This is a genomic window from Sulfobacillus harzensis (assembly GCF_012933365.1).
Lineage (GTDB): Bacteria > Bacillota > Sulfobacillia > Sulfobacillales > Sulfobacillaceae > Sulfobacillus_B > Sulfobacillus_B harzensis.
Genome location: NZ_JABBVZ010000205.1, coordinates 1 through 2905, shown reverse-complemented (window position 1 = coordinate 2905; position 2905 = coordinate 1). Strand labels below are relative to the sequence as shown.

General features: G+C 59.2%; 2 protein-coding genes. Both read left to right on the top strand.

The features are described from left to right. Positions 1-754: 754 nt before the first annotated feature. Positions 755-1075 carry a zinc ribbon domain-containing protein gene (locus HIJ39_RS22270; protein WP_169103234.1) on the top strand — a complete coding sequence of 107 codons (321 nt, stop codon included), beginning with the start codon at positions 755-757 and terminating at the stop codon, positions 1073-1075. Positions 1076-1185: 110 nt separating this feature from the next. After that, positions 1186-2862, top strand: a complete 1677-nt coding sequence (locus tag HIJ39_RS22265) for a DUF2079 domain-containing protein (protein WP_169103233.1) — start codon at positions 1186-1188, stop codon at positions 2860-2862. Positions 2863-2905 lie beyond the last annotated feature (43 nt).

Below are 2905 nucleotides of genomic sequence, written 5' to 3'. Positions count from 1 at the left end.
CTGGCTGCGATCGCAAAATCTTGGCGCGTTCCGCCAGGTCGACGCTCCCGGGAGACTTTATGAAAACTCTCCTAGGCTGTACCAGGTTGCAAAGTCCGCCCTCACCGTTTACCGGCGATATGGAGTCAGATGGACCCGCGCCCAAGGGGCCACCAACATGGGGTCCGCTGAATGGGCAAAGGTGGGTAACGCTATTGCAACGCGGTCGAATGCGACCAACCGCCGGGACTAGGCGTGGAATCCCCATATTCAATCACCCGGGGCCGACCGTCCCACGATGCCCCGATTCATGCCGCGTTGGGATACAATCAACCGGTGGTCCACAACACTGACACTTACGAACCGATGCCTATTCGACTCACCTGGTCCAAACAAGCCCATATTTACCACGCTTCTCCAGATTTCCAGGAATCCTCCATTATCCGACTGGTTTTTGCGACAGGGTCCCGTCCCAAGGTCCCTCATGCGACGGGGTCGATAGGCCTTTTTCGTCTGCCGTCGTACCCATACTGTTCGTTGAGTGGCGAAATACCTGCGAACCACCAAGTGCGGTGGCCGAAGTTCCATCGCGGCATTCCTGTGCCGCTTAAATGGATCTTTAGAACCGAGGCCGTTCGGCATGGCCCGCCAGCGCGGACTAGTTTCGACCGGGGCAGTGGAGCATTCTGACTGAAGCCTCTCGAAGATTACATGGGCGTGCGGTGTTCCTGTAAGCGCGCCAACGGGGTGGAGACCGTCATTAGGGGGTTAGCTGATGGAAAGCAGAGGTTTAATGGACATGGTTGCACTCATCATACTGCTCGCCCTGGCGTTCTGGGTTGCGCCTATCGTCGTGGCGGGCAACATCGGGGCTCACAAAGGCCGTGGCGGCATCGGTGTGTTGCTGGGTATTGTGTTCGGCTGGATTGGGGCCATTATTATTGCCATGATCAACCCAACCCCGGATGCACTACGGCAGGAGGCCCTGCGTCACGGTTTTGCTTGTCCCTTTTGCCAGGAACCGGTGCGCCACGGCGCAACCGTCTGTCCCCATTGTCAACGGGATTTGCCCCCTGTACCAGCGTCACCTGTGTAACTCGTCCGCCCTGGGGAACCGGTATTCCAACCTAAAAAAATGGTCGCCGCTAACTGTTCACGGTACGATGAAAAGAGATGGTTGGAATCCGGAATGAGAGGTTCGACACCGTGCAGTGGTATTCGATACAGTCGCATTCGCTAGTCCGGCGTCTTCGTCTGCGCCCCCCAGCCGCCCTTCTCCTGATCGTCATCGTGCTCTTCGGCGCCCTTCAGATGTGGGTCTCCCTGCATAAGTTCTATACCTTGCAGGCCAGCACGATGGACTTGGGCGACTTCGAGCAAGAGTTCTGGAAAATCACTCACGGGGACTGGTGGGCCTTTTCCACGGTGTTTCAAACCCCCGCCTTTGCGAATGACGGCTCGGTGTTCATCTATCCGTTGGCGTACGGCTTTCGATTTTTAGGCGGCGCATCCTTCCTCTTTGGGCTCCAGGCTTTGGGCACAGCTTGGGCCGCCTGGGGCATTTATCGGGCAGCCATCCTCAACCACTTAGCTGAATGGACGGCGAGCATCCTTGCCATCCTCTTTCTCCTCTATCCGGCGATCCTGGGAGGCAGCCAATTTGACTTTCATCCCGATTTTCTGGCCTTGCCGTTGTTAGTCTGGGCGTATGTCTATTACACGACCGACCGAAAGGGGGGCTATTACATTTTGCTCGCCTTGGCGGCGGTAGCCAAAAACATGGCGCTCATCTCCATTGCGGGATGGGGCCTTGGGCTCCTCGTGTACCGGAAGCGATGGCGGGATGGCCTGATCACCGTGGCAAGCAGTGTGGGGTTGTTCTTCCTTGAAATGGACGTCATCTTTCCGCGCTACTTTCAGGGGGGCACCGAAAAGATCAACCTGGCCTTGTATGGCTATTTGGGGCATGGCTTTAGCGGCATCCTTCTGGGGATCGTCACGCATTTCCCGGCGGTGGTTCACCATCTCCTGCAAGAAGGTCCTTACGCGTTTTGGATTTTGGAGCCGGTGTTGGGCCTATCGCTGTTAGGATCGGCCAGCGTGCCGGCCCTGTTGAGTCTCGTCGCGCTGAACGCGCTGTCGGCGTTCCCCGCGCAACAGCAGATTAATGACCAATACCAAGTCATCCTGGCGGGATGGGCCTTTCTCGCCCTGGGAGAGGCCCTGGCGCGGTTTCGCGCCCAGCAACCGCGTCTGCTGTTTGGCGTGGCAGTGGCCACCGTAATGATTGAAGCGCTCTTCGTGGGATCGGTCATCCTCCCGGAGTTGGCGGCGACGAACCGCACCCTCCCCGCAGTTGAAGCCGCCGTGCAGCACATTCCCCGCCACGCAGTGGTCTGGACGCAAAATCGCTTAGGCCCGTGGGCGTATCGGTTTCGCGTGCTGGGCATCGCGCGGGAGCAAGCACCCCATCAGTTTATCGATCCCTTGCCGTTGCTCTGGCGGGAAGCAGACCGGGGCGGGGTTCGGCCGACCGCGATTCTTGCGGAACGCCCGGTCACGCCGTATATGGCGGACATCATTGCGGAATCCCTTCGCGCCGGATACCGGGTGACCGAGCACCAGGGCGGGGTCTTCGTGGTGCAAGGGATGCGCCACTTTGGGGCAAGCCGTCCCAGTGCGGTGGGCAACGGCTGGCAACCCCGGAGCTCGGTGTGGGAAATTCCGGCGTGGACGCAACAGACGATGCTCGGGCATGTCGACTGGCCGGACCTTGCCGTGGTGGTGCCGCCGCATGCCCGCGGCGTCGTGTTCCCCGGATTCCCGGTCGTATTGCGACCGGGAACCTACGTGCGACTGGCAGGTACAGAAGCTTGCAGGTGAAAGTCCTGCTCCTGCGAATTACCCCATTCAAGTGGGATAGCCA